The organism is Mesorhizobium captivum (assembly GCF_033977165.1).
Lineage (GTDB): Bacteria > Pseudomonadota > Alphaproteobacteria > Rhizobiales > Rhizobiaceae > Mesorhizobium > Mesorhizobium captivum.
In genome coordinates this window covers 47,515-72,449 of sequence record NZ_JAVIJB010000029.1, presented here as the reverse complement: position 1 = coordinate 72,449, position 24,935 = coordinate 47,515, and the positions used below count along the sequence as shown (strand labels likewise).

The following is a 24,935-nucleotide window of genomic DNA, read 5'->3' as shown; positions in this document are numbered from 1 at the left end:
GGCGAGCGATAAAGGGTGTTGACGGAGGCACCGGTTAAACGGCTCAGCTCCAGCCGCCGCCATAGGTGCGGTAGAAGATATGCAGGCCGATCCTGGTCATGCGCTGCATGGCGCGCGCCCAGCCGGGATGGACGTAGTTGGCGTAGTAATGCGTCGAGGAGCCGACCTCGGGAATGAAGATCTTGCCGGCAGTCACCGCCATGGCGACTTCTTGCGCGGTCTTATAGGAGGCAGGGTCGGTGATGCGCTTCTTCCTGCCGTCGCAGGCGAAGGAGAACTGGCAGCGGTTGAACCAGTTGTCGTTCTGGTAGACGACGCCGCAGATCGTCTTCGGATAGGCCGGGTTGCGGACGCGGTTGAGGATCACCTGCGCCACCGCCGCTTGGCCGCGCACAGGCTCGCTCCGCGCCTCGAAATAGATGCCCTTGGCGAGGCATTCCTGTTCCGGCTTGGAGAAGACGGCCGCCGGCAGCGGGTTCTGCATCCACGCGTGGTCACCCTTGCCCATCGGCGGGATGAAGCGTCCGTCGTTCGGATCGTCCTGTAGCAGCGCCTCGAAGGGCGAGGCCTTGGCATAGTCCGGTGCCGACTGGGCATAGGCGGTGGCAAGGATATCCGGCTTGTCGTTGTTGACGAGAGCGACGAGAGCCGCCGGCAGGCCGGGATCCGGCTTCTTGTCCTCGCGGATATGGAAGGCCTGGGCGATCTGGACTTCCTTGCCCTTGATCTCAGGCTTGGCGAAAGTGAGCTTCAGGTTGCTGTCCATCGCGGGACGGAGCAGCGAGGAGGTGCGCTCGAAGATCGAGCCGGCGCTGAAATTCTTCGGCGGGGCCACTGGCGACACCTGGACAAGGCGGCCCTTCTTGTCGGCGCGTACGACGCGGTCCTCGTCGGGCGTGGCGCCGGCGACGTTGCCCTTGCCTCGAAACGCCACCGTGCCGACGCCAGGCAATGCCACGCCGGAACCGGAGATCGAGCCCGTGGCGGCCGAATCGACGAACGGCATCTCGGCGGCATGCACCGAACCCGCGACGGATTTTTCGACATAGGCGTTCCAGCGATGGCTGGGCGACTCCAGCCCGGAAACGAGGCTCGCCATGTCCTGATAGGCGACGACTGACGGAAAGCCGACCCAGAACCCGAGCCCCAGAACCAAGGGAGTAAGGAAGGAAGGTTTATTCGCAACGGCGGCGGCGACGAGCCGCTTTAAAACGCGTCGATGCACGGAACTCTCCAGAAACGCTACTGACCCCGGAGAGCCAAAATGAACCATTAACCTTGATGCGGGGTTAACGGCATCGATCGTGTTTTTTTCATGTTGAAGGCAAGCCGGCCAAGAATCAGGCTGGTTGAATCAGGCAGGGCGCAGGAAGATCGGCCAGGCGATCGCCGCGCAAATCGCGGCCGCCAGCCACACGCCCGGCCATGCGAAGACAATCAAGAGCCAAGGAATGGCGATCGGCACCAGGCAGAAGCCGACGAAGACAAGGGTGTTGGCGAGGCTGAGCGCGGTGCCGACATGTCCGGCGCCGGCGAGCGTGGCAAGCTCGGTATAGGCAACGCCATGCCAGGCCGAAACTGAGATGCCGGCCACGACCACCATGACGGGCAGGAACACCATCAGCGCCGGCTGCCCGGCCGCCGCGATCGCCAACAGCCAGAGGACCAGGAAGGCCAGCGCGCTGAGCGCGGCGCAGAGCCTCAGGAACGGGCGGCGGTTGCCGTGGCGGTCGGTGAAGCGGCCGCTCCAGACGCGCATCGCCATGGCGCCGGTCTGCACGGCGGCAAGGCTGGCGCTGGTCACCCAGGTTCCCATGGCGGCGAAGTCGTGCAGGAAGACGGAAGCGAAGGTGAGCACCGCCACCTGCGGGAAGCAGAGCAGGCCGATGGCTGTCGAGATGCGCCAGACCTCGATGTTGAGCAGCGGCGCCGGACCGCTCGCTGCGGCGTTGGCGTGAGCGTCGCCTTGCGTCGGCGGCTCGTGCAGCCAGCGCCAGGCAAAGAAAGCCGAGAGCGCGGATAGAGCCGCCAGCAGGCCGAACACCGCGGCAAAGCCCAGGGTGAGCGCCAGCGAAGGCAGGACAAGCGCGCCAAGCCCGCCGCCGAGCGGCACCGCCGTTTGCCTGATGCTCATGGCAAAGCCGCGCTCGCCTTCGCCGAACCAGCCCATGATGGCGCGGCCGCTCGAGCCGTTGACGCTGCCGCCGAGCAGGCCGGCAACGAGCAGGCTCGCCGAAAGCAGCATGACGCCCGGAACGGCTGTTTTCGTCGGCACGACGAGCATCGCCAGTATGAACAGCCATGCCGCCGTGGCGCCGAGCCCGGTCAGAAGCACACGGCGGTCGCCCCAGCGGTCGGTGAGCACGCCCCAGGGCAGCTCGCTGAGCGCCACACCGAGGCCGAGAAGACCGAGCGCCAGGCCGAGTTCGGCATTGCCGAGATGATAGCCCTGGCGCATCGCCACCGCGGTTGCCGGTATGCCGGAAAAGGTCGCGGAGAAGCCGGCATTGGCGGCGACACCGATGCCCAGCACTTTCCAGCGATGATTGGGCCCGAAGCGCCGGCCGGTCGAAACTCCGGTATCTCGCGCAGGCGGTTGGCAGTCGTTGCGGGTGACGATTGCTGACATGATTCCATTCCCGTGATGCCGGTCGACCGGCCTTGACGGGATGGATGTAGCGCCATAGCTTCATCCAAAAAATCAGGAAGTTTTTGATCGATAATCCTGAAAATAAGGACAGTCTCATGCGACGCGTCACATTCGACCTCGACGTCCTCAGGACCTTCGTCACCGGCATGGAACTAGGCAGCTTCGCCAAGGCGGCGGAGCGGCTCGGCCGCTCGACCTCCGCCGTCAGCGCGCAGCTGAAGAAGCTGGAGGAACAGGCGGCGACGCCGATCTTCCGTAAGGCGGGGCGCGGCCTGGCGCTCACCGAAGCCGGCGAGACCATGCTCGGCCATGCGCGGCGCTTGATCGAGCTCAACGACGAGGCGGCCTCCGCCATCCGTGACGTCGAGCTGGAAGGCTGGGTGCGGCTCGGCCTGCAGGAGGATTTCGGCGAAGCCGTGCTGCCGGAAGTGCTCGGCCGCTTCGCCCGCGCGCATCCAAAAGTTCGGATCGAAGCGCGGATCGGACGCAGCCACGAGCTTGCCGAGCGCGTCCTTTCAGGCAGCCTCGACATCGCGCTCGCCTGGCACGACGGCACGACGCTGCCCTACAGCCGGCATGTCGCCGATGTGCAGGCGCGCTGGATCGGCCCGGCGAAACCGGTTGCAGCAGGTGCCCACGACGGCGAGGCGCTGCCGCTGGTGGTGTTCGAGGCGCCCTGCCTGCTCAGAACCGTGGCGACCGAGACGCTCGACCGCGCCGGCCTCGCCTGGCGCATGGCGTTTTCGAGTCCCAGCCTTGGCGGCATCTGGGCGGCGGTGGCGGCTGGCCTTGGGTTGACGATCCGCACGGATATCGGCCTGCCCGCCAATGTCAGGGCGCTCGCGCCTGGGGTGCTCGGGCTGCCCGCCCTGCCGAAGATGGCGCTGCATCTACACCAGAGGGATGCCGAGCTCGATCCGGTGGCGGCGCGGCTGGCGGAGATTCTGCTGCAGTCGGCTTTCGAGGCGCTGCCTAAGAGCGCGCAGGCGGATCAAGCGCTGCGAGAGGTCGCTTAGCACCCACAGTGTTCGTCATCCACGGGCGGAGCGATGCGAAGCGGAGCGTAGACCCGTGGATGACGAAGGATCAGCGTTGACGCTGCTCCCCCAGAGGTCAGCGCTTCTTCGCGCGACCCGCGAAAGGATTGTCCGAGGTGCGCAGCGCCATGCGGATCGGCACGCCGGGCAGATCGAAGGCTTCGCGCAGGCTGTTCGACAGGTAGCGGACATAGGATTGCGGCATCACGTCGGGTCGCGAGCATGAGACTACGAAGCCCGGCGGGCGGGTTTTTGCCTGCGTGACATATTTGATCTTCAGCCGGCGGCCGGCGACGGCGGGCGGCGGGTGATGCGCAAGGATGCCCTCCAGCCAGCGGTTGAGCTTGCCAGTCGAGACGCGGCTGTTCCAGACCTTGTGCGTCTTGGTGACGGCATCCATCAGCCGGTCGAGGCCGCGCCCGGTCTCGGCCGAGACCGTCACCGCCTGGATGCCGCGCACCTGCGGCAGCAGGCGTTCGGTCTTCTCGCGCAGCTCGGCCAGCAGCTCCTGCGGGTTGTCGATCAGGTCCCATTTGTTGAAGGCGATCACCGGCGCGCGGCCCTCGCGGATGATCAGGTCGGCGAGCTGCAGATCCTGCTTCTCGAAGGGGATAGTGGCGTCGAGCACGATGATGACGATCTCGGCGAAGCGGATGGCGCGCAACCCGTCCTGCACCGAAAGCTTCTCGAGCTTTTCCTGGACCTTCGACTTGCGCCGCATGCCGGCGGTGTCGAAGAGTTTTATCCGGCGGCCGCGCCAGTCCCAGTCGACCGAGATAGAATCCCGGGTGATGCCGGCTTCCGGACCGGTCAGCAGCCGCTCCTCGCCGATCAGCGCATTGATCAGCGTCGACTTGCCGGCATTGGGGCGGCCGACGACGGCGATGCGCAGCGGCTTGGTGTCGTCATAGGCAGGGTCGGCATCTGGATCGGCGATGTCCTCGCCGATCAGCACCTCGCTGACGGCGATCTCGTCGCTCGGCTCTTCCTCGTCCTCGCCGAAGGCGCGCTCCTCGCCAATGGCCGCGATCACCGCGTCGCGCAGATCGGGCATGCCCTGGCCATGCTCGGCCGAGACCGGGATCGGCTCGCCGAGGCCGAGCTCCCAGGCTTCCAGCATGCCGCCCTGAGCACCGCGGGCTTCCGCCTTGTTGGCGACCACCACCACCGGCTTGCCGGACTTGCGCACCACCTCGGCAAAGGTCCGGTCATCCGGCATCAGGCCCGACTTGGCGTCGATGGTGAAGAAGATCAGGTCGGCCTCGCGGATCGCGATCTCGGTCTGCTGGCGCATGCGGCCGGGCAGCGTGGAAGCCGCCGCATCCTCGAAGCCGGCGGTGTCGATGACATCGAAATGGAGATCATAGAGCTTGGCGGCGTGGACGCGACGGTCGCGCGTCACCCCCGGCGTGTCGTCGACAAGCGCCAGCTTCTTTCCCACCAGCCGATTGAAAAGAGTCGATTTGCCGACGTTAGGCCGGCCGATGATGGCGACTTTGAACGACATCCGGGGTCACGAAGCGTTGCCCGACCCGCGGATCAGTTCGGACATCAGTGTCGCCCGCTGGCGCACATTGCGCGGGGCGCCGTCATCCGAAGAGATCTGGTCGAACAGTTTCAGCGCATCCGCCGACTTGCCTTCCTTCCAGGCGGCAAGGCCGAGCGCCTCGCGCGCCGAGCTGCGCAGCGGGTTGGTGTCGGCGGTCAGCGCCTCGACACGGCTGGAGACATCGGCGAAGGAGCCGTGATCGACCAGCAACAGCGCCGCCCTCAGGCGGGCCATGTCGCGGATGCCGGTCGGAATGGCAGTGTCGGCGGCAACCTCGTCGAAATCCTTGACGGCGGCGTCGACGTCGCCCTTGTCGGCCTTGACGGTCGCGGCGCGCATGCGGGCGAGCAGCGGATAGGCGCCGTAGCCATCCTTTTCCAATTGGTCCAGAGCGGCGATCGCCTCGTCGTTCTTGCCGTCATTGGCAAGCTTGAGCGCCTGCGAGAACGCATCGCCCGAGCGATTGGCGCGGGTCTCGTCCCAATAGCGGTAGCCGACGACGGCGGCCGTGCCGACCACCACCAGGATCGCCAGGCCGAGCAGCGCCGGGCCAAAACGGTCCCACAGCGCCTGCGCCTGCTCGCGACGAATCTCTTCGTTTACTTCGCGGATAAAACTGTCGTCCGACATCAATCAAAAACCACTGCAGCCCCGGCCGGGGCGCTTCTTGAGCCCCGCGTTTTAGCGAAATTTTGTCGGCATGGAAGGGGTCCGGGCGGAAAATCGGCGGGACAGTCCGGGCAAGACATCAAGACAGCCGGAACGCACCGGTGCCACATTTGGCCGATAGCCGGCTTTGCAATAGTCCGAAAGATCACCGTGAAAGGCTGCCAGTGCCACATCCGTTCCGCGTCCTTGCGCTCGGTCTCGCTTCGCTTGCAACCTCCGTCGCCGCGGCTTTCGCCGATCCGCCCAAATCGCCGCAGCCCATATCGGCGAAGCCAAAGCAGATCGTGCTGATCTCCTTCGACAGCGCGCGCGAGATCTCGCAGTGGGAACGCAGCCGCGCGCTGGCGAAGCGCACCGGCGCGCATTTCACTTATTTTCTGTCCTGCGTCTTCCTGCTCTCGCCGGAGACGCGCGGACAATACGTCGCGCCCGGCAAGGGTGCCGGCAAATCCAATATCGGCTTCGCCGCCTCGAAGCAGGAGGTGACGGACCGGCTGGAGCAGATCGGGCTAGCGGCAAGCGAAGGCCACGACATCGGCAGCCATGCCTGCGGCCATTTCGACGGCAAGGACTGGAGCAAGGCCGACTGGCTGGCCGAGTTCGGCGCCTTCCGGCACATCCTCGAAAACGCCTATGCGATCAACGGCATTTCACCCGAGCCGTCCGGCTGGCGCGCGTTCGCGCGCCATGCCGTGACCGGTTTTCGCGCGCCGTATCTGTCGACCGACAAGGCGCTTTACGAAGCGCTGCCGGAAGCCGGCTTCCACTACGACGCGAGCGGTGTCTCGAACGGCCCTGCCCTGCCGCCGACGAAGAACGGCGTCATGCATTTTGCGCTGCCGCTGATACCGGAAGGGCCGAAAGCGAAGCCTGTGGTCGCCATGGACTACAACCTCTATGTCCGCCATTCCGGCGGCTTCGAAATGCCGGCCAAGGCGGACGAGTTTGCCGACCGCGCCTACCATACGTTCCGCACCGCCTTCGATGCGCAGTACAACGGCAAGCGCCTGCCGCTGGAACTCGGCTTCCACTTCACCCAGATGAACGACGGCGCCTACTGGAATGCGCTCGAGCGCTTTGCCGGCGAGGTCTGCGGGAAGGCCGATGTCGAGTGCATCAGCTTCCGCGATTATGTCGCGCGGCAACGCGCCGGCGACAGACAGGTCGCCGTAGGCGGTTGAGCCGCCGACACCTTGATCAGGCCGGATCCTCGGCGCCCTGTCTTGCCAGATAACGCTGGTCGATATCGGGCAGCGGCTCGCCCTGCAGCGTCGCCTCGAAGGCGCGCAGTCGTTTATGCACGGATTGCAGCTCGACGATGGTCGACCACGAGGTGAGCAGGAACTGCAGCGACCCGGTCACCTTGCCGAAGGCGTTCGAGATCTGGTTCAGCGCGCCGAAGGTTATCTTGTGCGCAACCAGCGAGGGTCCGAGGATCAGCAGCGAGAAGATGTTGTCGGCCTGCAGGTAGGTGTAACGGACGACGTTGAAATAGATGTAGTGGAAGTATAGCCTGAAATAGTTGTGGCGGACATTGGCGAACAGCTCGGCCGTGGTCGCCGGCTGAGCCCGGTCGGCGTGGTCTTCGCCATAGACGAGTTCCTTGCGATAGGCAGCCTCGACACGCTGGTTGCGGAACTGCAGGCCCGGCAGTTTCAGACCCGCAACCATCACCGAGACCGTTCCAAACAGGCACCAGGCAAGCGCTGCGACGACAAGCGGCTGCGGTATGGCACCGACGATGGGCAGTTCGCTGATGTGCGCCTGCAGCTGAATCATCACCGGCAGGAACGCGATCAGAGTCATGATCGATTGGACGAAGCTCGATCCCAGATCCTCCATGATCTGCGAAAAGCGCATCGTGTCTTCCTGGATGCGTTGCGAGGCGCCCTCGATATGGCGCAGGCGGCTCCAATTCTCGATGAAATAGTTGTTCATCGCCGTGCGCCAGCGGAAAATCCAGTGGCTGACGATGAAGGCGTTGACCACCTGCACATTCATGCCGACCAGCGCCAGCCACGAGAAGTCGGCCAATCCGATATAAAACTCGCTATCGGTCGACTGTCCCGTGCCCGACATCAAACCCTGAACATAGTCGAAGAACGGGCCGTACCAGGCATTGACGGCGACGCTGACCTGCACGTTGAAATAGATGAAGAACAGGATGACGGCCGTCATCAGGATCGACCAGTTCTGCCACGGATGTGGGGCATACCAGCTCCAGAACGCGTAGAAGATCGCCACGCAGGCCGCAAAGTAGATGTAGAACCACAGGAACGGCTTCGACCAAAGCACCGCGATGCCGATAATCGGCGGGGCACCCGCCACTGCCGGCGGCAAGCCGATCAAAGCGCCCAGCTGCTCGCCGCCGAAGAACCAAAACAGGATCCCCGCAAGGCTCCAGACGGCGGCCGAGGTGAAGAAAAGCTTCGGCTGCGGGAAGAAGGATACGAACACTGTGACGGGTTTCCTCGGTCTGACCGCAAATCAGCGGCGTTGCTGTTTGGCGGGCATAAGGTCACACATTAGTGGGAAAGAAAATGCCCTGCCCGGTGCCCGGCACAGAGCAAGACCACAAATCATGGCGATTTTGGTGCAGCCGACCAGGCAATGACGCCGGAAACCAGCAATGCGGCCGCCGCCATGGCCGAGGCGAGCACGTAATTGCCCGACGCCTGGGCGAGCAGGCCGGCGGCGATCGGACCGATGATCTGGCCGAGGCCGAAGGCGGCGGTCATCACCGCGAAGATGCGGCGCGGCGCCTGCGGCGCAAGCTGCCTCGCCGCCTGCAGGCCAAGCGCCGTGATGGCGATGAAGGTGCCGCCGAGCAGGACGCCGGCGAGCAGCGGCCCGGTGAAACCTTTCACGACGACGCTGGCGGTGACCCCGACCACCTCGACCAGGCAGCTCACGACATAAGCGGTGTAAAGCCCGATCTTGCCGGCGAGCTTCTGCCAGAACCAGGTCGACGGAAAGCCGGCAAGGCCGGCGACCATCCAGACGGTGGCCTCGAAGACGCGTCCGCCGCCGCCCTGGCGAACGATGGCGACCAGGAAAGTGGCCGTCACTACATAGCCGAAGCCGAACAGCCCGTAGGCAAGGATCATCTTCGTCAGCGACCTGTCCTTCGGCAAGGCCGGCTCGGGACCGTCGACGCCGTTGGCCGGCGTGGCCGACCCTGCGAGCAGCGCGACGACGAGCAGGCCAGCCGCCGAAAGCGCTCCCGACCAAAGCCATCCGGCGGCCCAGCCGGCATGTTCGGTAACGAGAATGGCCAACAGCGCCGAGGAAGCCGCGATGCCCAGGCCGACCCCGCCGAAATGCAGCGCCTGCAGGTGGCCACGGCCGGACGCGGCAAGATGGCTGAAGACGATCGACGACATGAACACCATGACGAAGGCGCTGGCGAGCCCGGCAAGGAAGCGGATGACGATGAATGCCGCCATCGTCTCGTTCAGACCCATCGAAGCCGCAAGCACTGCGCTGGCGGCGAGGCTGGAAAACATCAGCAGGCGCTCGCGGCCGTGCGCCCAGCCGCCGGCAGCTGCAAGCGCGCCGATGAGATAGCCGAAATAGTTGGCGGAGGCGATCCACCCGGCATCGGCCGGCGTCAGATGCAGCTCCTCCATCATGCCGGGCAGGATCGGCGTGTAGACGAAGCGGCCAATGCCCATGGCAACGGCGAGCGCCACCATGCCGGCGACGGCAAGACGCAAAGGGGACGGCGACGCGGCGTTCATTGCAGCGCAACATAGATGTGTGCGCAGGCGAAACAACGCGCTTGCGTTGGGCCAGTTCGGTGGCGCCCTCCGCGTCGAACGCCTTAGCTCTTGAAGTTTGAAACTTCCAACGACGATATTTGGCACCATCCGCTTCTGCGGGAATTATCGGTGCCGTCGGCGATTCAGCGGCAGCCCGCTCCCGCCGTCTCGTATGCCGTGCGACCAGCCGTCAGCCGGAACGGCATGTCGCCGAGCTCGCGCTCCGACATGGTGTCGAGCACGGGGTGCGACAGCGGGTCGACGACCCAGCGGGCGATCTCGTCCTCGCCATACCGGCCCTGTTTGGGCTCGGTGTTGGAAAGCCTCTTCAGCAAAGATAAAATCTTCATTGGATTTGCCTCCAAGCTCTACCTCGCCCGGCTAAAATCAGCCTTTTCTTGCCAAGTTTCAATTGAGATTTCGGCCCCACCGGTTTAGAAAAACTGAATGGCTTTGCTGAACCGCGTCCATTTGAACGGCCTGCGTGCCGTCGAAACCGTCGCCCGGTTGGGCTCGCTCGCCACCGCGGCCGCCGAGCTCAATGTCTCGGTCAGCGCGGTCAGCCAACAGATCAAACGCACGGAAAAGCAATTGGGACAGGCGCTGTTCGAACGCACGCCCGGCGGACTGGTCCTGACGGAATTCGGCACCGCCTTCACGGCGCGGCTGAGCGCAGGTTTCCGTGAGCTCGCGCAAGCGGTGGCGCTGGCCGGCGAGGCAAGCGAGTGCACGCTGGTGGTGTCGGTGGCGCCGGCCTTCGCCTCGAAATGGCTGCTGCCAAGGCTGTCGCGGCATTTCGCCCGTCACCCCAACGTGCTGCTGCGCATCGACGCATCGGGCCGGATCGCCGATCTCGATCATTCCGACATCGATGTCGGCATACGGATGGGCGATGGCAAATGGCCGGATGTGCGCGCGGAACTGCTGCTGGCACAGGAAATGTTTCCAGTCTGCGCACCGTCGATCGCGGCCAAGCTCAGGTCGATCGAGGATCTGGCGCAGACCTGCGCCATCACCGACGAACGGTCGATGATCAGCTGGGACAGCTGGTTCGAGGCGGCGGGGGTGAAGCCTGTCACCTTCCTCAAGGGGGCGCGTTTTACCGATCCGATGCTTTGCCTGGAGTCCGCAATCGCCGGCCATGGCGTGATGCTTGCCTGGCAATTGCTCACCGCAGATGCTTTGGCCGACGGTCGGCTGGTCGCGCCTTTCAGCGTGCGGGCGCAGAGCGGGCTTGGCTATTGGCTGGTGACATCGCAGGCGAAGAGCGAAAGTCGCAAGGTGCGCGATTTCAAGGTCTGGATCCGCGAGGAGATCGAGGCGACCATGGCGCAATTCCGGGCGTTGGACAGCGCGGCCTGAAAACAGGCCCAGTCGATGGCGGTGGAAAGGCCAGCCGCAGCGGTCTATGTAAGAACCAGACCCCAACATAATGGCAGGCAGGATCATGACCACACATTCGCGCGGCGTCTCGGCAACAATCGACCCGGTGAAGCTCGACAGGCTGGCAGAGGTGGCCGTCAAGGTCGGGCTGCAGCTGCAGCCGGGACAGGATCTGGTGCTGACCTCGTCGATCGCGGCGCTGCCGTTGACCCGGCGCATCGTCGAGCATGCCTACAAGGCCGGCGCCGGGCTGGTGACGCCGATCTTCAACGACGACGAGATCACACTGGCGCGCTTCCGCTATGGCGCCGACGCCGGCTTCGACCGCGCCGCCGGCTGGCTCTATGAAGGCATGGCGAAAGCCTTCGCCAACAACGCCGCGCGGCTTGCGGTGCGCGGCGAAGATCCGTCGCTCTTATCGGCGCAGAACCCTGCCAAAGTGGCGCGCGCCAACAAGGCGAACTCGATGGCCTACCAGCCAGCGCTGGAGAAGATCACCGGCTTCGACATCAATTGGAACATCGTCGCCTATCCCGATCTCGCCTGGGCTCGCCAAGTGTTTCCGGGCGAGTCCGACGACGTCGCGGTGGCGAAGCTCGCGGACGCCATCTTCTCGGCCTCGCGGGTCGATGTCGAGGATCCGATCGGCAACTGGAAGGCGCATAACGCGGCGCTGGCCGAGCGCACGAAATGGCTGAACGAGCACAATTTCCATTCCCTGCATTTCACCGGTCCCAGCACCGACCTGACCGTCGGACTGGCGGAGGGCCATGAGTGGATGGGCGGGGCGTCGACGGCGAAGAACGGCGTCACCTGCAACCCGAACATCCCGACCGAGGAAGTCTTCACCACGCCGCATGCCTGGCGGGTCGAAGGCCATGTCTCCTCGACCAAGCCGCTCTCCTACCAGGGCACGCTGATCGACGAGATCTCGGTGCGCTTCGAGGGCGGGCGGATCGTCGAGGCCAAGGCCTCGAAGGGTGAGGACGTGTTGAAGAAGGTGCTCGACACCGACGAGGGCGCGAGACGCCTCGGCGAGGTGGCGCTGGTGCCGCATTCCTCGCCGATCTCGAAGAGCGGGCTGTTGTTCTTCAACACGCTGTTCGACGAGAATGCCGCCTGCCATATCGCGCTCGGACAGTGCTATTCGAAGTGCTTCGTCAACGGCGCCTCGCTCAGCCAAGACGAGATTGCGCAGCGCGGCGGCAACAAGAGCTTTATCCACATCGACTGGATGATCGGCTCCGACAGGATCGACATCGACGGTGTGGCCAAGGACGGCAGCCGCGTGCCGGTGATGCGCAAGGGCGAATGGGCCTAACAGGTTCAGCCAAAGGAGGCATAGTGGCCTTCGACTTAGCGGTGAAGCGCGTCTACGAGGCGCCTGAGAAGACAGACGGCCAGCGCGTGCTGGTCGACCGCATCTGGCCGCGCGGCGTTGCCAAGAAGGACGCCGCTCTCACCATTTGGCTGAAGGAAATCGCGCCGAGCGACGAGCTGCGCAAATGGTTCGAGCATGATCCCGAGCGCTGGGCGGAGTTCCAGAAGCGGTACCGCGTTGAGTTAGAGCGGAACAAGGAGGCGGTGGCGCAACTGCGTGGCTTGCTGCGCGAGGGCAAGGTGACGCTGCTCTATGGCGCGCATGATGAGGCGCACAACAATGCGGTGGCGCTAATGGGGTATTTGCGGGAGAAGGGTTGAGCGAGCACACTCCCGTTTGCCGCGGCCGTTCGTAAACTTTGAGATGCCGGCGGGACAGCGCCCCCCTCTGTCCTGCCGGACATCTCCCCCTCCTGGGGGGAGATCAGATGTCGCGACGGCTTTCGCCAATCGCCATCGTCGAAGGAATGAGCAGATCGCCGAAGCTGCCAATCTCCCCCCTTGAGGGGGAGATGTCCGGCAGGACAGAGGGGGGCGCGAAGGAACGCGGCGTAGGAAGCTTGCCTCCTATTTCCCGCTCACCGTCTCCTCATATGCCTCCGCCTTAAACCCAACCAAGATGCGCTCACCCACTTCCAGAACCGGCCGCTTGATCATGGTCGGCTTGGCGAGCATCAGCTTCTTCGCCTTCTTCTCATCGAGCGCTCCCTTGTCCTTCTCCGGCAACTCGCGAAACGTCGTGCTCCCCTTGTTGAGCAGCTTTTCCCAGCCGACCTTGCCGACCCAGCCGTTCAGCCTCTCCGCCTCGATGCCTTCGGCCCGGTAGTCGTGGAAGCGATACGGGACGCCATGGCTCTCCAGCCAGACGCGCGCCTTCTTGATCGTGTCGCAGGTGGTGATGCCGTACATGGTGATCGTCAATTCAGACCTCGGGCGGATGGATTGCGAATTTGGCCGAACCCTAGGCTCGCCGTGCCCGCTTTGCCAGCGCATTGCGGCACCACGGATTTTGGCGCTTGCCAATACTAAGGTTTTTTCCTAAGTATTATCCTAAGCCCCAAGGAGTCAGTGGCCAATGATGACCCTGCAGACCGCAAGCGCCCCGCCCATAGACGGCATCTTCCGCGCGCTCGCCGACCCGACGCGGCGCCGTGTGGTGGAGCGGCTGAACAGAAGCCCGGCCTCGGTCAGCGAGCTGGCCGAGCCCTTCGAGATGGCCCTGCCCTCCTTCGTCGAGCACCTGAAGGTGCTGGAAGGCTGCGGGCTGGTGCAGTCTGAAAAGGCCGGTCGCGTCAGGACCTACCGGCTCTCGCCCGAGCCGCTGAAGCTTGCCGAGAACTGGCTCGCCGAACAGCGCGCTCTGTGGGAGAGCCGGCTCGACCAGTTCGACGCCTATGTGATGAACCTCAAGGAGACAGAAAAGTGAGCTATCCGTTCAAGCCTAATCCGAAGCTGGACCTGACGCTGGAGCGCTTCCTGGATGCGCCGCGCGAGTTGCTGTGGCGCGCCTGGACGACGCCGGAGCATGTCAAGCAATGGTTCACGCCGAAGCCGTGGATCATCACCGACTGCGAGATCGATCTCAGGCCGGGCGGCCTGTTCCGCACGCGCATGCAGTCGCCCGACGGCAAGGAGGTGAGCGACCGCCATTGCTGCTATCTGGAAATCGTGCCGAACGAGCGCCTGGTGTGGACCGACGCGCTGCTGCCGGGCTACCGGCCGTCCGGCGAACCCTTCATCACCGCGGTCATCGCTCTCTCGCCCGAAGGCAAAGGCACGCGCTACACCGCCACCGCCATCCACCGCGACGAGGCGACGCGCAACAGCCATGAAGAGATGGGGTTCTTCGACGGCTGGGGCACGGTGGCCGACCAGCTGGCGGACTATGTGAAGACGATTTGAAAAGCTGGCATGGCGGCCGGAATATCGGCCCGGTCGCCATCTCTGATGTTCGAATCATGCGGCAAAGAAGCGAGATGCCTCAGGCCAATCGGCCTCAATAATAGAAGCGCTCTTCGCTGATCTTGCCGTTCTTGACCGTATAGAGGCCAACCTCATCCATTTTGACGCGTTCGCCGGTAGATTTGGGCGTAACGTCGAAGCTGAAGCGCAAGGCGAACTGGTCGCCATTGACATAGGGGCCCTCGACCGAGCCGCCGTGAACCTCATGGTTCGCTTCCCACCATTCGCCCTTCTGCTTCACGGCTTCCTTGCCGTTGCAAACGGCCATCGGGCCTTCCATCGCTTCGTAGCTGACGATGTCGTCGGCATTGTACTTCGCGGCAGCGCTGTGGCTGTCGCCCCGCTTGAGGAGCTCGGTGAAATCCTTGGCAATATCCGCAGTGGTCATGACTTCCTCCCGTTCGAGACGAGACTTCAAGTAGGGTGCCGCCCGCTGGCCCGCCACCGCCAGCCCGCTGGTAGCTGACACTTCGTGTCAGGATGGATCGACGGTTGCGATCAACCTTCCCGATAACAGCCGCGTTGGATCGCCAGGCGCCGCACGAGCGCCAGCACGCTGTCGATGGTCGGCGTCGGCTGTCCGGTGAGGCGGCCGAGCTCCTGCACGGCGCTCACCAGCGCGTCGATCTCCATCGGACGGCCGCGTTCGAGATCCTGCAGCATCGAGGTCTTGTGCTCGCCGACATCGCCGGCGCCCTTGATGCGCCGGTCGACGGAAACAGGAAAACGCACGCCGAGGCTCTCGCCGATCGCCTGCGCCTCGATCATCATAGAACGGGCGACGGCCCGCGTGCCTTCATCGGCGACGATGGCCGCAAGCGTGCTGCCGGTCAGCGCCGAGATCGGGTTGAAGGAGAGATTGCCCCAGAGCTTTACCCAGATTTCCGAGCGGATGTCCTCGCGGACCGGCGCCTGCAGCCCGGCCTTGACCATTTCGCGCGCAAGGGCGATGACGCGCTCGCTCTTTTCGCCCGAAGGCTCGCCGAGCGAAAAGCGCGTGCCCTCGACATGGCGGATCAGGCCCGGCGCGTCGACCTCGACGGCCGGATAGACGACCGAGCCGATGACGCGTTCCGGCCCGATGGCTTCCCAGATCTTGCCGTCGGGATCGACCGCATCGAGCCGCGCGCCCTCGAGCGCGCCGCCAGCCTTGTAAAAATACCACCAGGGCACGCCGTTCTGCATGGTGACGACCGCCGTCCCCTCGCCCAGCAACGGCGCGATTTCCTGGAGCGCCGGCGCCAGCGAATGCGCCTTCAGCGCCAGCACGACATAGTCCTGCTTGCCGAGTTCTTCGGCCCGCGCGGCGGCTCTCACCGAAGCTACCGTTTCCTTGCGGTCCTCGATCAGGCGAAGACCGCTAGCCTTGATCGCTTCGAGATGCGCGCCGCGCGCCACGATCGACAGGTCGACCCGGCCGGCAATCGCGAGCTTGGCGGCGAGATAGCCGCCGATCGCGCCGGCGCCAAAGACTGTAATGCGCATCAGCCGAGACCGAGCTTTGCCGCGAGGCCGATGCGCTGCAACTTGCCGGTCGCGCCCTTGGGGATCTCGTCCAGGATCACCACCTTGCGCGGCACCTTGAAGTCGGCGAGCCGGGTGGCGGCGAAGCCGCGAATATCGGACTCGCTGGCGCTCTGGCCTTCGCGCAGCACTATCGCCGCCGCGATCTCCTCGCCGAGCTTGTCATGCGGCATGGCGAAGGTGACGACCTGCGCCACCGCCGGATGGTCCATCAGCACGCCGTCGACCTCGAGCGGCGAGACCTTTTCGCCGCCGCGATTGATGATCTCCTTCAGCCTGCCGGTGACGCGCAGGTAGTTGTCCTCGTCGAGCACCCCCTGGTCGCCGGTGTGGAACCAGCCATGGGCGAAGGCGCTGGCGTTGGCGTCCGGGTTCTTCTCGTAGCCGGCGGTGACGTTGGGACCGCGAATGACGATCTCGCCGATCTCGCCCGCTTTGAGCAGCCGTCCGTCCGGCGCCATGACGGCCACTTCCGGTCCCGCAGATGCGCCGACGCTGCCCGGCTTGCGCTGGCCCGGCGGCAGCCGGTTGGACGCCATCTGGTGGGCAGCCTCGGTCATGCCATAGGACTCGATCACCGGACAGCCGAAGGTCGCCTCCAACTCGGCCATCACCTGCGCCGGCAAGGAGGCCGATGACGAGCGGATGAAGCGCAAATTTGCTCCGGCGAGCTGTTCGGCGTTGCGCGCGGCGCGCGGCAGGATCGCCTGATGCATGGTCGGCACCGCCGTGTACCAGCTCGGCTTCGCTTCAGAGAGCCACTGGAAGAAGCGCAGCGCGTTGAAGCCCGGCGTGCAGAACACGCTGCCGCCGGCGGCCAGCGACGACAGCACCGCCGCGATCAGCCCGTGGATGTGGAACAAGGGCATGATGTTGAGGCAGCGATCGGCCGGCGCCAGGCCAAGTGTCGCGCCGATGTGGGCGGCCGAAGCGGCGAGATTGGCGTGGCTGAGCGGCACCAGTTTCGGACGCGAGGTGGTGCCCGAGGTGTGCAGGAGCAGAGCGGTGTCGCTGTCCTCGGCCAAGCCCGATGAAACAGCCGGGCCGACCGGGTCGCCCTCGATGGTGAAGACGCCGGCCGGCGCACCCGCCGGCACGACCAGGCGCAGCACAGGGATGCCGAGGCGTTCGGCAACCTCGACCGAGGGACCTGCCTCGTCCTTGCCGACGAGGATCGCTTTGACGCCGATGTCGCTCAGATAGAAATCGAGCTCGTCGGCGCGATAGGCAGGATTAAGCGGTGCCGTGGATGCGCTTGCTGCGACCACGATGAAGGCGGTCGCCATCTCGGGGCCGTTCGGCAGCACGATGGCGACGCGGTCGCCGCGGCCGATGCCGAGCGCGTTGAGCCGGACAACAGTGTCGTGGATCAGCCGGCGCAATCCGCCATGCGACAGAGCCGTTCGGTCGGGCGCCGCGATGGCCTGCGCATCTTCGGCTCCGGGAGCGAGACGATGGGCGAGATCGATGGAGTTTTCGCTTGTTGTCATGGTTCCAGACTATGTTTCGAACGATCGGCCGATGTCCAGCAAAGGCCTGCTCAATATCCGAGCGCCAGGCCGTCCTTGCGCGGATCGGAAGCGCCGGTCAGCGTGCCTTTTTCCCAATCGATGAGCACGGCCTGGCCCCCGCCGAGCGGATGGTCGGGCTCGACAACGCGATGGCCACGGCGACGCAGGCCGTCGATGGCATCGGGACGCACGCTGCGCTCAGCTTCCACAACATCGTGGTTGTAGAAAACGCGCGCGGTGTCCAGCGCCTGCTGCGGATCCATGCCGAAGTCGATCATGTTGGTCAAAAGATGCACATGGCCGAAGGGCTGGTAGCCGCCTCCCATGACGCCGAAGGGCATCAGCGCGCGGCCGTTCTTCGTCATCATCCCCGGCATGATCGTATGCATCGGCCGCTTGCCCGGCGCTATTGCATTCGGGTGCTTCGCATCGAGCCGGAAGCTCGAGCCGCGGTTCTGCAGCACGACACCGCTCTTGGGACCGACGACGCCGCTGCCGAAGGAATAATAGGTCGAGTTGATGAAGCTCACCGCGTTCAAGTCTCGGTCGACGACGGTGATGTAGACCGTGTCGCTGCCCGGCAGGTCGAGGCGCGGAAGATCGGTCATGGCACGCTCGGGATCGATCGCGGCGCGGAGACGATCGGCATAGGCGCTGGAAAGCAGCTCCTTCACCGGCACCTCGACATGGTCCTGATCGGCTATCAGGTTGTCGCGGTCGCGATAGGCCAGCCGCCCGGCTTCGATCTCCAGATGCAGGCGCTCGGCGCTGCTCGGGTCGAGCGCGGCAAGATCGAAGCCGGAGAGCACGTTCAGCATCAACAGCGCTGTCAGGCCCTGGTTGTTGGGCGGCATCTGATGGATGTCATAGCCACGATAGGACGTGCTGACCGCGGTCTTGTAATCGCCCTTCGTGGCGGCGAAATCGTCGAGCGTATGCAGCCCACCCAGTTCGCGCAGCCGGCCGACAATATCCTCGGCAACAGCGCCCTCGTAGAAACCGGCTCGGCCCTTTCCGGCGATAATGCGCAGCGTCTCGGCGAGTTCCGGCTGGCGATGCACATCGCCGGCCTTCGGCGGCTTGCCGCCCGGCAGGAAGATGCGCGCCGCCACCTCGTCGGCCGACAGATCGGTTTCCGGGTCCTGCCAGTCGAAGGCGACGCGATCATGCACGACATAGCCGTTCTCGGCGTAACGGATGGCCGGGGCGAGAGCATCGGCGACGCCTTTGCGACCGTGATCTTCCAGCAGACGGCACCAGGCGTCGACGGCGCCGGGAACGGTGACTGCATGCGGACCCTGTTTCGGCAGCTCGCTGAAACCCTCGTCCAGGTACCAGTCGACAGCGGCTGCCTGGGGCGCGCGGCCCGAACCGTTGAAGGCCAGAACCTCGCCCTGCCCTCGCGGGCAATAGAGGACAAAACAGTCGCCGCCGATGCCGGTCGATTGCGGCTCGACTACGGCCTGCACGGCCGCCGCGCAGACCGCTGCGTCCATGGCGTTGCCGCCGGAGCGCAGCATGTCGATGGCGGCAAGCGTCGACAAAGGATGCGAGGTCGCGGCCATGGCTTCGGTGGCGCGGACCGGCGAGCGGCCTGGGAACTGGAAATCACGCATGCTTGTATTGGTATCCCTCACTTCAACGTCCGCGGCCGAAAAACTGGGCGGCGGACAACAAGACGATCGATAGCGCGATCAGGCAAGTCGAAATGGCGGCGATCGTCGGATCGATCTGGTCGCGCAGCGCATTGAACATGCGGCGCGTCAGCGTCGTGGTCTCGCCGCCGGAGATGAAGAGCGAGACCACCACCTCGTCGAAAGAGGTGATGAAGGCAAACAGCGCGCCCGACACGATCGAGAAGCGCAGCTGCGGCACCGTCACCTGGAAGAAGGCGGCGAAGCGCCCGGCGCCGAGGCTGCGCGCCACCATCTCCTGGTTCATGTCGTAGGACCGCAACCCGGACAGGACGGTGAGAACGACCAGCGGCAGCGCTTGCACCGTATGGGCGATGACGAGGCCGGTCAGCGTGTTGTTCAGGCCGATGCGGGCGTAGAGAAAGAAGGTGCCGATGCCGATCAGGATGACAGGGATGATCAGCGATGCGGTGAGCAGCGCGTTGATGGCGCCGGTCAGCCGCAACGTGCCGGCGTTGATGGCGTAGGCGGCTGCGGTGCCGAGCGGCGTCGCGACGATCGCCGTCATCACCGCCACCTTGACCGAGACGATGGTGGCGTCGCGCCATTCCACCGATCCGAAATAGCTTTCGTACCAGCGCAGCGACCATTGCTCGGGCGGGAACTGCAGCAGCGTCGAGCCCGAGAAAGACATGATGACGATGATCACCGAAGGGGAGATCAGGAACAGCATGACAACGCCGCCCAGGAGATAAAGCCAAAGGCGTTGCCAGTGCGAGATGGGCAGGGCGTTTTCCGCGCTCATCGCCGGCTCCATACGCCGGTGGCGCGGGCGCCGAGCAGCCGCTGGAACAGGCCGAGCAGCGCCAGCGTGACGGCAAGCAGCACCACGCCGAGCGCCGCGCCCGCGCCCCAGTTGGAATAGAGGCTGGTGGCCTGCTCCATGCGCATCGCCCACATGATGACCTTGCCGCCGCCCATCAGCGCCGGCGTGACGAAGAAGCCGAGGCAAAGCACGAAGACGATGACCACGCCGGACGCCAGGCCCGGCAGCGACAGCGGGAAGAAGATCTGCCGGAAAGTGGCGGCGGGGCTGGCGCCGAGATTCATGCCGGCGCGCAGGCAGTCGACGTCGATGGTCTTCATCGAGGCGTAGAGCGGCAGCACCAGGAACGGCAGCATGATGTGGGTCATGCCGATGACGACGCCGGCGAAATTGTTGGCAAGCGGCAGCGGCTGGCCGATCAGCCCGACGTCGATCAGCCAATTGTTGATGAGGCCCTTGCGCTGCAGGATGACCAGCCAGGCATAGGTGCGCACCAGCACCGAGGTCCAGAACGGCAGGATGACGAAGATCAGGCAGATCGAGGCCGCGCGGCGCGGCAGTTGCGACAGCATATAGGCCAGCGGATAGCCGAACAGCACGCAGGCGCCGGTGACCACGAAGGCCACCTTGAAGGTGGTGGCAAAGGTCTTGATGTAGGACGCCTGCTCGAAGAAGCGCGCGTAGTTGGCGAGGCTGAGCTGACCGGTCTCGTCGAACAGCGAGAGCCAGAACAGCCAGCCGATCGGCACGATGATGACGGCGAAGACGAGAAACAGCCCGGGCGACAACAACGCCAGCAGCCCCAGCGCCTGCCGCCTGGCATCGGAGCGCAGCGCATCGGCGTTCAGCACACCGTCCGGCCTGCCGGCATGGTCGAGGCTGGCGGACCCGACGCTCATTGATCCGCCACCAGCACGACATCCTGCGCGTCGATGCCGAGCGTGATCGGCTCGCCCGGCGCCGGCAGCTTTGCCAGCACGTCCGAGCGGCAATAGTCGCGCAGCGTCACCTGCCGGCCGTCGCGCAGCGTCGCGTAGCAGATGAAGCTGTCACCCTGATAGATGACATCGCCGACAGTCGCCGGCAGCATATTGAGTGTGCCGGCCTGTTCCGCCTCAGCGACCAGCCGCAGCTTCTCCGGCCGCACCACCATCAGATGCCGGCCGGCGGACGGCGCCGCACCGTTCATGCGCAGCTTCCTGTCCTCATGCCAGACGCTGCCATTGCGGCATTCGACCGGGATGAAGTTGGATTCACCGATGAAGCCGGCGACGAATTTCGTCCGTGGCCTGGCGTAGAGGGCCTCGGGCTGGTCGATCTGCTCGATGCGGCCGGCGTTCATGACCGCGATGCGGTCCGACATGGTGATCGCCTCGCGCTGGTCGTGCGTGACATAGACGGTCGTCATGCCGAGCCGGCGATGCAGGTTGCGCAATTCGATCTGCATATGCTCGCGCAACCCCTTGTCGAGCGCCGACAGCGGCTCGTCCATCAGAACGATGCGCGGCTCGAAGACGATGGCGCGGGCCAGAGCCACGCGCTGGCGCTGGCCGCCGGAAAGCTGGTCGACGCGGCGCTCGCCCAGGCCTTTCAGTTGCACCAGGTCGAGCGCCCTCTTTACGCGCTCGGCCGTTTCCACCGCCGACACGCGTCGCTGCTTCAGCGGAAAAGCGATGTTGTGGAAGACGTTCATATGCGGGAACAGCGCATAGTTCTGGAACACCATGCCGATGTTGCGCTTGTGCGGCGACATGGTGATGATCTCTTCGCCACCCACCTTGATTGAGCCGGCATTGGCCCGCACGAACCCCGCCAGGATCATCAGCAGCGTCGTCTTTCCCGAGCCCGATGGGCCGAGCAGCGTCAGGAATTCGCCCGCGGCGACGTCGAGGCTGAGGTCGCTCAGGATCGAGAGAACGCCGAAGCGCTTCTCGATGCCGTGAATGCCGATGGGAAGCGCGGACGGCGCAAGAGACAAGAGCATCTCCTTCAACTCCGGATCATTGTCGGCGAACGGTACCGAGCGGCACATTTTGCGCCGCTCCGAACAGGTTCATCATTGCTGGATCAGGTTGTTGAACTTCTCGGTCGCCTCGACGAGGTTGTCGCGCCAGAATTCGGGATCCTGCAGCACCTGCTTCTTGACGTTTTCCGGCGCGGAGTTGATGTCCTTGATCCGCTCCTGCGGGATCTTGCCGGTCTCGAACGCTTTTTCGTTGGCCGGGCCATTGTCGACGTAGAGCGGCAGGTTGGCCTGGAGGTCGGGGCTGACGAACTTGGCCAGCGCCTTCATGGCGATGTCCTTGTTCTTCGAGCCCTTCGGGATGACCATGCAGTCGGCGGTGAGCACGCCCTGGTCGAAGGAGAAGGCTACCGGCGCGCCTTCCTTCCGCAAAGTGCCGGCGCGGCCGTTCCAGATGCTGGCCATGTCGACCTCGCCGTCCTTGACGAGCTGCATGGCCTGCGCGCCAGAGGTCCACCAGGCATCGATGTGACCGCGAACCTTGTCGACGGATTGCAGCGCACCATCGATGTCGACCGGATAGACCTTGTCGATCGGAATGCCCTTGGCGAGCGCGGCGACGCTCAGCGTTTCCGTCGCCTGGCTGCCGGAAAGCGCGCGACGGCCGGGGAATTTCTCGACGTCCCAGAAATCGGACCAGGTCTTCGGGCCCTTTTCGCCAAAAACATCAGTGCGGTAGATCAAAACCACCGATGTGTAGGAGATGCCCACCCAGTCGTCATGGACGAGCTTCGGGTTGATGCCGCTCTTGTCGATGACGTTGTAGTCGAGCTTCTCGAACAGGCCTTCCTTGGAACCCCGCGCGCATTCGTCGGCGCCAAGTTCGGTGATGTCCCATTTGACCGCGTTGCCGGTGACCTGCAGACGGACGTCGTCGAGACCGTTGGTAGTGTCCTGCTTGATGGTGATGCCAAGCTCCTTGGCGGTCGGATCGAAGAAGGCCTTGGTCTGCGCCTCCTGATAGGTGCCGCCCCAAGAGGCGACGGTGATGGTGTCGGCGGCCGATGCCGGAACGGCGACCGAGGCCAGCAGGCCGGCGGCGGCCAGGCCGCGGATGCAAATTGTCTTCGTCATTTTCGCTTCTCCAACCGGTGTTCCCGTTATCGTTGATTTGGTATGCGAATTTGTATACAATTTTGAGTGTAATCGGTCGGAGGCCGATGTCAACACGAGCCGTGGCCCGGGACAGACGTTTTTTGGCGGCGGAAACTGGAGGCGTCAGTTAGACTGCGAATCCATGACGGAGGCGGGACGTTTGGGCAAGGAACGGAAAAACACGCTGCGCGACTCGGTGTTCGAGAAGCTGAAGGCGATGATCATAACCGGGCAGATCCCGCCGGGTGGCCGCGTCACGGAAAACGAAATCGCCGAGCGGCTGAAGGTGAGCCGCACGCCGGTGCGCGAAGCCTTCAACCGCCTGGAGCGCGACGGTTTGGTGATCGGGCGTCCGCGCCAGGGCTATATCGTTGCCGAGTTCAACCTGACCATGTTCCGCGAGGCCTTCGATATCCGTGAGTTGCTCGACGGGCGCGCAACGGAGCTGGCCGCGGCCAACGCGACCGCCGCCGACAAGGCTAGGCTGCGCGAGATGCTAGCCGAATGCGAGCGGCTGGCGGCGATCCCGGACCGCAGCACCAGGGAGAAATTCGAGGAGCTGCAGGTCGGCATCGACCTGCACCGGGTGATCGCCGAAATCAGCGGCAACGAGATGCTCTATGGCATGCTCTGCGGCATCCTCGACAAGTGCCAGCAATATGTTTGGACCGAGCTTCTATGGCTGGATGAATGGAAGCTTACCCGCGAGGAGCACACTGGCATCGTCGATGCGATCTGCGCCGGCGATGTCAAGCTGGCCGGCGAGCGCGCCCGCGCGCATGTGCGCGGCTCGCGCGAAAACATCCTGCGCCTGCTGCAGGCGAAATCCGACTATCAGGGGTTTTTCGCCAAGGCGTCATGAGCCAGGCGCTCGGTCGCATCAGCTGGAGAGCATGGGGCAATTGGCGCCGCGCCGCAGGCTGATATACGCGATGTCGCCGACGCTGAACTGAAAGTCGTCGGCGCGTCGGGGTGCATCGATGACGATCAAAGTTCCCTGCCCGAGTTCCGCGTGAAGGCGCAGCGTGCGACCGTGAAAGACGATGCCGCTGACCCGCGCCGGCGCGGTGCCTTCGGCGGCTTCGGTCGCTGCCAGCAGGTCCTCCGGTCGCACGCCGATGGTGCGCACGTCGCCCGCCGCCGGCGTCTCGCCACTGTCGGAGACTGCCTCCAATGGCAGCTGGCCGGCGGCGAAGCGCAGACGCTCGCCGTCGCGGCCGACGAACCGCGACTGAAGAAGATTCATCGTGCCGATGAAGGAGGCGACGAACTTCGTCGCGGGCCGGTCGTAGAGCGTTGCGGGCGGTGCGATCTGCTCGACGCGGCCCTTGTTCATGACGACGATGCGGTCGGAGATCGACAGCGCCTCGGTCTGGTCGTGAGTGACCATGACGAAGGTGGTGCCGAGCTGCGACTGCAGCCGCTTCAGCTCCACCTGCATCTGCTCGCGCAGATGCGCGTCGAGCGCCGACAGCGGCTCATCGAGCAGGAGCACGCGTGGCTCGCAGACGATGGCGCGGGCAAGCGCGACGCGCTGGCGCTGGCCGCCGGAAAGCTCGGAGATACGGGCGCCGAGCTTGTCGGCAAGCCCCACCATGTCGAGTGCTTCGCCGACGCGGCGCGCCTGCTCGGTGCCGGACAGTTTGCGCAGCGACAGACCGAAGCCGACATTCGCCGCGACGTCCATATGTGGGAACAGCGCATAGTCCTGGAAGACGGTGTTGACCGGCCGGTCGAACGGTCTCAGGCCCGTGATGTCGCGGCCTTCGAGCAGAACATTGCCGCCGGTCGGGCTCTCGAAACCGGCGATGACGCGCAGACTCGTCGTCTTGCCGCAGCCGGAGGGTCCGAGCAGCGTCAGGAACTCGCCCGCGGCGATGTCGAGGTCGACCGTATCGAGACCGACCACGCCGCCTGGAAACACCTTCGAA

At 64.8% G+C, this 24,935-nt stretch carries 25 protein-coding genes; 8 read left to right on the top strand and 17 right to left on the bottom strand.

What is annotated here, in order from left to right; all coding sequences use genetic code 11:
• Window positions 1-43: 43 nt before the first annotated feature.
• A complete protein-coding gene (locus RFM40_RS22985; protein ID WP_320224198.1) occupies window positions 44-1,225 on the bottom strand; it encodes a cell wall hydrolase in 1,182 nt (393 codons plus the stop codon).
• Between the two features lie 129 nt (window positions 1,226-1,354).
• Complete coding sequence (locus RFM40_RS22980) at window positions 1,355-2,629, bottom strand: MFS transporter (protein WP_320224199.1); 1,275 nt, start codon at window positions 2,627-2,629, stop codon at window positions 1,355-1,357.
• 116 nt (window positions 2,630-2,745) lie between these two features.
• Between RFM40_RS22980 and RFM40_RS22975 the strand changes: the two genes are divergently transcribed.
• On the top strand, window positions 2,746-3,666 hold the full coding sequence (locus RFM40_RS22975; protein ID WP_320278268.1) for a LysR substrate-binding domain-containing protein: 921 nt from the start codon (window positions 2,746-2,748) through the stop codon (window positions 3,664-3,666).
• A 97-nt stretch (window positions 3,667-3,763) separates the two neighbouring features.
• On the opposite strand, the gene der is transcribed toward RFM40_RS22975, so the two are convergent.
• Together der and RFM40_RS22965 are read right to left on the bottom strand one after the other, a co-directional pair.
• On the bottom strand, window positions 3,764-5,194 hold the full coding sequence (gene der / locus RFM40_RS22970) for a ribosome biogenesis GTPase Der (protein WP_320224201.1): 1,431 nt from the start codon (window positions 5,192-5,194) through the stop codon (window positions 3,764-3,766).
• Between the two features lie 6 nt (window positions 5,195-5,200).
• Window positions 5,201-5,866 (bottom strand): tetratricopeptide repeat protein, encoded by a 666-nt coding sequence (locus RFM40_RS22965; RefSeq protein WP_320224202.1) that lies wholly within the window; start codon window positions 5,864-5,866, stop codon window positions 5,201-5,203.
• A 203-nt stretch (window positions 5,867-6,069) separates the two neighbouring features.
• Here RFM40_RS22965 and RFM40_RS22960 point away from each other — a divergent pair, with 203 nt between their 5' ends.
• Window positions 6,070-7,086: a polysaccharide deacetylase family protein gene (locus RFM40_RS22960; protein ID WP_320224203.1), complete on the top strand. Its 1,017-nt coding sequence runs from the start codon at window positions 6,070-6,072 to the stop codon at window positions 7,084-7,086.
• Between the two features lie 16 nt (window positions 7,087-7,102).
• Here the strand turns inward: RFM40_RS22960 and sbmA are convergent, their stop codons facing one another.
• The 3 genes from sbmA to RFM40_RS22945 all read right to left on the bottom strand — a co-directional run bounded on the left by sbmA (window position 7,103) and on the right by RFM40_RS22945 (window position 10,016).
• Window positions 7,103-8,362 carry a peptide antibiotic transporter SbmA gene (gene sbmA, locus RFM40_RS22955; protein ID WP_320224204.1) on the bottom strand — a complete coding sequence of 420 codons (1,260 nt, stop codon included), beginning with the start codon at window positions 8,360-8,362 and terminating at the stop codon, window positions 7,103-7,105.
• Between the two features lie 122 nt (window positions 8,363-8,484).
• Complete coding sequence (locus tag RFM40_RS22950; protein ID WP_320224205.1) at window positions 8,485-9,645, bottom strand: YbfB/YjiJ family MFS transporter; 1,161 nt, start codon at window positions 9,643-9,645, stop codon at window positions 8,485-8,487.
• A gap of 164 nt (window positions 9,646-9,809) precedes the next feature.
• Window positions 9,810-10,016 (bottom strand): hypothetical protein, encoded by a 207-nt coding sequence (locus RFM40_RS22945; protein ID WP_320224206.1) that lies wholly within the window; start codon window positions 10,014-10,016, stop codon window positions 9,810-9,812.
• Between the two features lie 97 nt (window positions 10,017-10,113).
• Between RFM40_RS22945 and RFM40_RS22940 the strand changes: the two genes are divergently transcribed.
• From RFM40_RS22940 to RFM40_RS22930, 3 genes are all read left to right on the top strand, one after another.
• Window positions 10,114-11,028: a LysR substrate-binding domain-containing protein gene (locus RFM40_RS22940; protein WP_320224207.1), complete on the top strand. Its 915-nt coding sequence runs from the start codon at window positions 10,114-10,116 to the stop codon at window positions 11,026-11,028.
• 85 nt (window positions 11,029-11,113) lie between these two features.
• Window positions 11,114-12,370 (top strand): aminopeptidase, encoded by a 1,257-nt coding sequence (locus RFM40_RS22935; RefSeq protein ID WP_320224208.1) that lies wholly within the window; start codon window positions 11,114-11,116, stop codon window positions 12,368-12,370.
• A 23-nt stretch (window positions 12,371-12,393) separates the two neighbouring features.
• Window positions 12,394-12,750: a DUF488 domain-containing protein gene (locus tag RFM40_RS22930; RefSeq protein ID WP_320224209.1), complete on the top strand. Its 357-nt coding sequence runs from the start codon at window positions 12,394-12,396 to the stop codon at window positions 12,748-12,750.
• Between the two features lie 246 nt (window positions 12,751-12,996).
• Here RFM40_RS22930 and RFM40_RS22925 read toward each other — a convergent pair whose 3' ends face one another.
• Window positions 12,997-13,350, bottom strand: a complete 354-nt coding sequence (locus RFM40_RS22925; RefSeq protein WP_320224210.1) for an ArsC family reductase — start codon at window positions 13,348-13,350, stop codon at window positions 12,997-12,999.
• A gap of 157 nt (window positions 13,351-13,507) precedes the next feature.
• On the opposite strand from RFM40_RS22925, the gene RFM40_RS22920 reads away from it, so the two are divergent.
• Window positions 13,508-13,855, top strand: coding sequence for an ArsR/SmtB family transcription factor (locus RFM40_RS22920; RefSeq protein WP_320224442.1), 348 nt, complete (start codon window positions 13,508-13,510; stop codon window positions 13,853-13,855).
• Entirely contained in the window at window positions 13,852-14,331 is a 480-nt protein-coding gene (locus tag RFM40_RS22915) for an SRPBCC family protein (protein ID WP_320224211.1), read from the top strand. The genes RFM40_RS22920 and RFM40_RS22915 overlap by 4 nt, the downstream gene beginning before the upstream one ends.
• 94 nt (window positions 14,332-14,425) lie before the next feature.
• Here RFM40_RS22915 and RFM40_RS22910 read toward each other — a convergent pair whose 3' ends face one another.
• The 8 genes from RFM40_RS22910 to RFM40_RS22875 all read right to left on the bottom strand — a co-directional run bounded on the left by RFM40_RS22910 (window position 14,426) and on the right by RFM40_RS22875 (window position 22,983).
• A complete protein-coding gene (locus RFM40_RS22910; RefSeq protein ID WP_320224212.1) occupies window positions 14,426-14,779 on the bottom strand; it encodes a SnoaL-like domain-containing protein in 354 nt (117 codons plus the stop codon).
• A gap of 110 nt (window positions 14,780-14,889) precedes the next feature.
• The gene (locus RFM40_RS22905; RefSeq protein ID WP_320224213.1) at window positions 14,890-15,876 is read right to left on the bottom strand and encodes a 2-dehydropantoate 2-reductase; all 987 of its coding nucleotides are present in this window, start codon (window positions 15,874-15,876) and stop codon (window positions 14,890-14,892) included.
• Window positions 15,876-17,405, bottom strand: a complete 1,530-nt coding sequence (locus RFM40_RS22900; protein ID WP_320224214.1) for an acyl--CoA ligase — start codon at window positions 17,403-17,405, stop codon at window positions 15,876-15,878. Before RFM40_RS22900 ends, RFM40_RS22905 begins: the two co-directional genes overlap by 1 nt.
• A 50-nt stretch (window positions 17,406-17,455) precedes the next feature.
• Window positions 17,456-19,042: a gamma-glutamyltransferase gene (gene ggt, locus RFM40_RS22895; RefSeq protein ID WP_320224215.1), complete on the bottom strand. Its 1,587-nt coding sequence runs from the start codon at window positions 19,040-19,042 to the stop codon at window positions 17,456-17,458.
• 22 nt (window positions 19,043-19,064) lie between these two features.
• Window positions 19,065-19,865 carry an ABC transporter permease gene (locus RFM40_RS22890; RefSeq protein ID WP_320224216.1) on the bottom strand — a complete coding sequence of 267 codons (801 nt, stop codon included), beginning with the start codon at window positions 19,863-19,865 and terminating at the stop codon, window positions 19,065-19,067.
• Window positions 19,862-20,785, bottom strand: a complete 924-nt coding sequence (locus tag RFM40_RS22885; protein WP_320224217.1) for an ABC transporter permease — start codon at window positions 20,783-20,785, stop codon at window positions 19,862-19,864. Before RFM40_RS22885 ends, RFM40_RS22890 begins: the two co-directional genes overlap by 4 nt.
• Window positions 20,782-21,864, bottom strand: coding sequence for an ABC transporter ATP-binding protein (locus tag RFM40_RS22880; RefSeq protein WP_320224443.1), 1,083 nt, complete (start codon window positions 21,862-21,864; stop codon window positions 20,782-20,784). Before RFM40_RS22880 ends, RFM40_RS22885 begins: the two co-directional genes overlap by 4 nt.
• Window positions 21,865-21,942: 78 nt before the next feature.
• Window positions 21,943-22,983, bottom strand: a complete 1,041-nt coding sequence (locus tag RFM40_RS22875; RefSeq protein WP_320224218.1) for an ABC transporter substrate-binding protein — start codon at window positions 22,981-22,983, stop codon at window positions 21,943-21,945.
• A gap of 181 nt (window positions 22,984-23,164) precedes the next feature.
• On the opposite strand from RFM40_RS22875, the gene RFM40_RS22870 reads away from it, so the two are divergent.
• Window positions 23,165-23,866 (top strand): GntR family transcriptional regulator, encoded by a 702-nt coding sequence (locus RFM40_RS22870; RefSeq protein ID WP_320224219.1) that lies wholly within the window; start codon window positions 23,165-23,167, stop codon window positions 23,864-23,866.
• A gap of 18 nt (window positions 23,867-23,884) precedes the next feature.
• Here RFM40_RS22870 and RFM40_RS22865 read toward each other — a convergent pair whose 3' ends face one another.
• Window positions 23,885-24,928, bottom strand: coding sequence for an ABC transporter ATP-binding protein (locus RFM40_RS22865; protein WP_320278267.1), 1,044 nt, complete (start codon window positions 24,926-24,928; stop codon window positions 23,885-23,887).
• Between the last annotated feature and the right edge of the window lie 7 nt (window positions 24,929-24,935).